We start from the raw sequence: 4,790 nt of genomic DNA on the forward strand, positions 1-4,790 counted from the left end.
CTGACCGCTGCCGGGCGGCGCTGCGCTTGCCCGGCCTGGATCGTTACGGAGCGGGTAGAGACAGCCCGTAGGCCCGGTAAGGCGCAGCCGCCACCGGGCATGTACAGGTGGCTCCGGCGATCATCCTTCCTGTTTTATCCCCACACAAGGATAATTATTCTCCTATCCCCACCAGGGGATATCCTTGACATTATCCCCTATAGGGTATAAAACCAATTTTATCCCGACAGGGGGATAAATGATGGTGAGGAACAAGGCGATGAATTCCCCGCAGATATACAGTCCCGTGCAGCTGGCCAATTACCTGAAGCTGCTGCGCCAGCAGAACCACTGGACCCAGGATGCGCTGGCCAGGCGGATCGGCATTAAGCAGGCCACGCTGTCCAATTTTGAAAATCACCCCGACAAAACCACCTTAACCACGCTGTTTAAGATCCTCCAGTCGCTGGGGGTGGTGATGACGCTGAACGCCAAAGCTGCTGAGACGGCGCCGGCTCCCGATAACAACACGGACCTTGACTGGTAATGGCGACGCTTACCACCTGGATGAACAATGTGCGCGTGGGAACCTTAACCCGCCAGGCTAACGGGGCGCACAGTTTTCGCTATGACGAAGAGTGGCTGCGCAGCCCGCGCGCCAGACCGCTCTCCCTCTCACTGCCGCTGCAGTATGGCAATATCACTGCCGACGCGGTGTATCACTATTTTGATAACCTGCTGCCCGACAGCCCGCAGGTCCGCGACCGGATCGTCAGGCGCTATCAGGCGCGCTCGAAGCAGCCGTTCGATCTGCTGGCCGAAGTCGGGCGGGATAGCGTAGGGGCGGTGACCCTCCTGCCGCCGGGGGAAGAGGCGCACCTGGAAGGATTACGCTGGCAGACGCTGGACGAGGCGCAGCTCACCGCTTTGCTGACCGCTTACCAGTCGGATATCCCCCTCGGGATGATTACCAGCCAGGACGATTTCCGTATCTCGGTGGCCGGCGCCCAGGAGAAAACGGCGCTGCTGCGGATGGGCGAGCAGTGGTGTATTCCGCAGGGCGCCACGCCGACCACGCATATCATTAAGCTGCCCATCGGCGAGATAAAGCAGCCCAATGCGACGCTGGATCTGCGTGAAAGCGTGGATAATGAGTATCTGTGCCTGGCGCTGGCCAGAGAACTGGGCCTGGCGGTGCCGGAAGCGGAGATCATCGCCACCCCGCGGATCCGCGCCCTGGCGGTAACCCGCTTCGACCGGCGCTGGGCGCAGGAGGGACGGGTGCTGCTGCGTCTGCCGCAGGAGGATCTGTGTCAGGCTTTTGGTCTTCCTTCAGCGATGAAATATGAGTCTGACGGCGGGCCGGGTATCGCCGCGATCATGACCTTTCTGCTGGGCTCGAGTGAAGCGCTGAAAGATCGCTATGACTTTATGAAGTTCATGGTCTTCCAGTGGCTGACGGGGGCGACGGACGGTCACGCAAAAAACTTCTCAATTTACCTGTTGCCCGGCGGCAGCTACCGCTTAACACCGTTCTACGACATTATTTCGGCGTTTCCGGTGCTGGGCGGCACGGGACTGCATCTGCGCGATCTGAAGCTGTCGATGGGGCTCAATGCCACAAAAGGGCGTAAAACAGAGATTAACGCCATCTATCCGCGTCATTTTCTGGCGACGGCCAAAGCGGTGAACTTTCCCCGGGAGCAGATGCTGGCGATCCTCCAGGAGTTTGCCGGGCATGTGCCGCAGGCAATCGAAAGCGCTCGCCGGACGCTGCCGGCGGACTTTTCCAGCCACGTCTGGCAGGCCATTACAGAGAACATGCTGAAGCTGCACGCCCGCCTGCAGCAAGGGCTGCAGGCGCTATAGCAGAGCCGGCTGGCGGCTAGCTCTGCGGCTGCCCCCAGCGGCTGCGCAAATAGTTAACCGCCTGCCGGGTTTGCGGCTGATTGAGGTTGTTTTCGCGGAACAGGATGGTGCCCTGGATCTGCGGCAGAGTCTCATTGAGATCGAGCTGCTTTTTCAGCTCCGGCACGCCGCCGTCCACCGTCCAGTCAGGCTCGTTTTTGGACGGTTCACCCACCTTGTACAGCGCCACGCCGATATACAGCCGGGTATGGGTCGGTTTAACCACCTCGGCCCACCAGTTGGCCAGCACATCATAGCGCGCGGCATCGCGGGCAAACGGCCAGTAGATCTGCGGCGCGATGTAGTCGAGCAGTCCCTGCTGCACCCAGCTGCGGGTATCGGCATAGGATTCATCATAGGCGGCCGCGCCCCGGGTATCGGACCCCGCCGGATCGTGGGAGCGGTTGCGCCACACCCCGGCCGGGCTCACGCCAAACTCGACGTTCGGATTGAGCTTTTTGATGGTGGTGGAAACCTGGGCTATGAGCTGCTGGGTGTTATGCCGCCGCCAGTCGCCCTTCGAGGCATAGCCCTGCCCGTAACGGCGGAAAGTCTCGTTGTCGTTAAGCGGGGAAGAGGCGGTTTCGGTATAGAAATAGTCATCGAACTGCACGCCGTCAATCGGGTAGTTCTGCACCACTTCAGCGACGATGCTGGTGATCCAGTCACGCGCTTCGGGAATGCCCGGGTCGAGAACAAAGCGATCGCTGGCGGTGCGGATCCAGTTACGGTGCAGGACGAACACGCTGGCCGGTACCTGGGTGAGGGTGTTGTTCAGCTCGGCAATCGTCGACGGTTTGGTGTTGACCGAGACGCGGTAGGGGTTAAACCACGCGTGAACCTTCATGCCGCGCTTGTGCGCTTCATCCAGCATAAACTGCAGCGGATCGTAGCCAGGGTATTCGCCGATTTTGCCGGTCAGCATATCGGACCACGGCAGAATATCCGACCGCCAGAGCGCCGTACCGTCCGGTTTCACCTGGAAAAAGACGGTGTTGATCCCCAGGCGCTGCAGGTTATCGAGTTTAGCGATCAGCGCCAGCTTCTGCTGCGTGATGCGGCTCTCCGGCGTGCTGGCGATAATCGACCCGACCGGCGGCCAGTCAAGGCGCGAAACGGTGGTGAGCCACACGCCGCGCACCGGCTCCCGGTGCGCCTGCCCGGCTTTGACGGCGGCAGCGTTCGGCGGCGTGACAAGGGATTTAGGGGCTTTACTGGTGCAGCTGAACAGCATGCCAGCGGCGATGAGCGCCGCGCCTGCCAGCGCCACTTTGCTGGCTAAGGGGAATCGACGAGAATGGCTGATGATGAACTCCCGTGTACTCAGATCGTCGCGTGTAGGCGCTATTCTCTTACGATTCGCCGGTCAGAGCAATTCCTTCATCCGCTTCATCCGTCGGTTCGCCATCGCCTAGTCATAATGCAAGGTATAGGTCGCGACGGCCGACACCTGACCGGCGGTGATCCGGGAACGTGTCTGGTAGTAGCGGGCAGTGAGCGGCAGGGTAAACCGGCCCGCGCTCGCGCTGCCCAGCGTCATCTCATGATTCAGTACGACCGGCTGATGATGGTAAAGCAACTGCACGCCAATACCCTGCGCCCGATCGTCGGTGGCGTCATTGCGCAGAACGCCATGCCCCCGGGCGGAGAGGGGCTCCGCGCCGTCAACTCGCAGAGAAACCGTGACCGCGCTGTTGCAATCCAGCTGCAGCGCGAAAGGGGTGTCGCCGGTGGTTTTGCCGACGCCGCCGAAGTGGTCAAGCATCGCCGCAGGGAGCTTGATCAGGGCTGGCGTGGCGTCATTCACTGAACATCCCGCGGTGCTGATCCTGCCGGTTAAGTCTAACGCGGCCAGCGGGGTATGCTCCGCCATTAAAAAGCGCTCGCTGTGATACTCAAGCTCGCCCGGCGTCGCCGCGGGACCGGTTTTAATGAGCTCAATCGTCAGGCGGAAATAGCCCAGTTTCCACACCGCATCGGGCAAGGCGGCGGGATTGTCCACCCGTTGGCTAAACGGCGAGGGCGTCGGCCGGTCAGGAAAGCCGCCATAGCCGCCGATAGCGCGCAGCGATACGCGAACGCCAATGCCGGCGAGGTTAGTTTGATAAACCGTCGGTCGCGTCACTCCCCCGGACAGCAGACTGTCCAGCAGCAGCGGTGACAGCCCGTGCGGATCGTCCGCGCAGCGGATCCACTGTTCGCCGCCGTCGCTAAGGCGGTTCCAGGCGAAACTTTTATGATACAGCGGGGTGCCGGGTCTGGCGTCAGCCGGAACCGTGAGCTGCCCCACGTTCAGCCGAAGGGTGGAGGCCTGGCCGCGGACAAACACTGGCGTACAGGCCCATCCGCTGGCGGCCGGTAACAGAATAAATAACAGCGTCATGGCGACCCGACGCAGGAGAGTTAAAAAGGACATGATAACGTCTGCTGTAAAATGAGTGGATGGGGGGTCTGCGCCAGCGTCGGGGTGAGATCGTAGCGGGCGCTACAGCGCTGCTGAGGGCCCGGCCCCCATTGCGCATAAAGGGTGCCTTTTGGCGCCAGGCCGGCCAGGTACACCTGACCCTCGCTGGCAACGATGCTGTTGGTGTCTTTGGCGCGTACTTCGCTGCCAAAGGGCAGCGGTTGTCCCCGCGACTGCAGCGTAAACAGCGCCTTATAGCCAACGTGGGTGTGAAAGCGCGCCAGAACCACCGCGTCTTTGGTAGGGACCAGCGTCACGGTGCTGTTGGCCAGATCCACATTCTCCGGCAGCGAATGGCTGTCGAGAGAGACGTCGTTGCGGTGATAGGCGGTGGCGAAGGGCAGCACGGCGTACCCGTCACCATTGGTGGCGATGGTTTTCTGGTTGGCGAGGGTCACACCCCCGGCGCCACCGGCGTCAATCAGGACGACAGCGCCAT

General features: G+C 61.5%; 5 protein-coding genes. 2 read left to right on the forward strand and 3 right to left on the reverse strand.

Going from position 1 to position 4,790, the window contains the following annotated elements; genetic code table 11:
• The first annotated feature begins 259 nt into the window (after positions 1-259).
• Both hipB and VZP09_RS08355 read left to right on the forward strand, forming a co-directional pair.
• The gene (gene hipB, locus VZP09_RS08350) at positions 260-526 is read left to right on the forward strand and encodes a type II toxin-antitoxin system antitoxin HipB (RefSeq protein ID WP_002904790.1); all 267 of its coding nucleotides are present in this window, start codon (positions 260-262) and stop codon (positions 524-526) included.
• Positions 526-1,848: a type II toxin-antitoxin system HipA family toxin gene (locus tag VZP09_RS08355; RefSeq protein ID WP_023316847.1), complete on the forward strand. Its 1,323-nt coding sequence runs from the start codon at positions 526-528 to the stop codon at positions 1,846-1,848. Before hipB ends, VZP09_RS08355 begins: the two co-directional genes overlap by 1 nt.
• A gap of 16 nt (positions 1,849-1,864) precedes the next feature.
• Here VZP09_RS08355 and VZP09_RS08360 read toward each other — a convergent pair whose 3' ends face one another.
• From VZP09_RS08360 to VZP09_RS08370, 3 genes are all read right to left on the reverse strand, one after another.
• Entirely contained in the window at positions 1,865-3,157 is a 1,293-nt protein-coding gene (locus tag VZP09_RS08360; protein ID WP_002904794.1) for a glycoside hydrolase family 10 protein, read from the reverse strand.
• Between the two features lie 141 nt (positions 3,158-3,298).
• Positions 3,299-4,303: a fimbrial protein gene (locus VZP09_RS08365; RefSeq protein ID WP_087830460.1), complete on the reverse strand. Its 1,005-nt coding sequence runs from the start codon at positions 4,301-4,303 to the stop codon at positions 3,299-3,301.
• Positions 4,291-4,790 (reverse strand): FimD/PapC C-terminal domain-containing protein (locus VZP09_RS08370; protein WP_328795041.1); only part of this gene is annotated, 500 nt, incomplete at its 5' end. The genes VZP09_RS08365 and VZP09_RS08370, both read right to left, overlap by 13 nt.

Origin of the sequence: Klebsiella sp. EMBS2024 (genome assembly GCF_036233805.1) — a bacterium.
GTDB classification, from domain to species: domain Bacteria; phylum Pseudomonadota; class Gammaproteobacteria; order Enterobacterales; family Enterobacteriaceae; genus Klebsiella; species Klebsiella pneumoniae.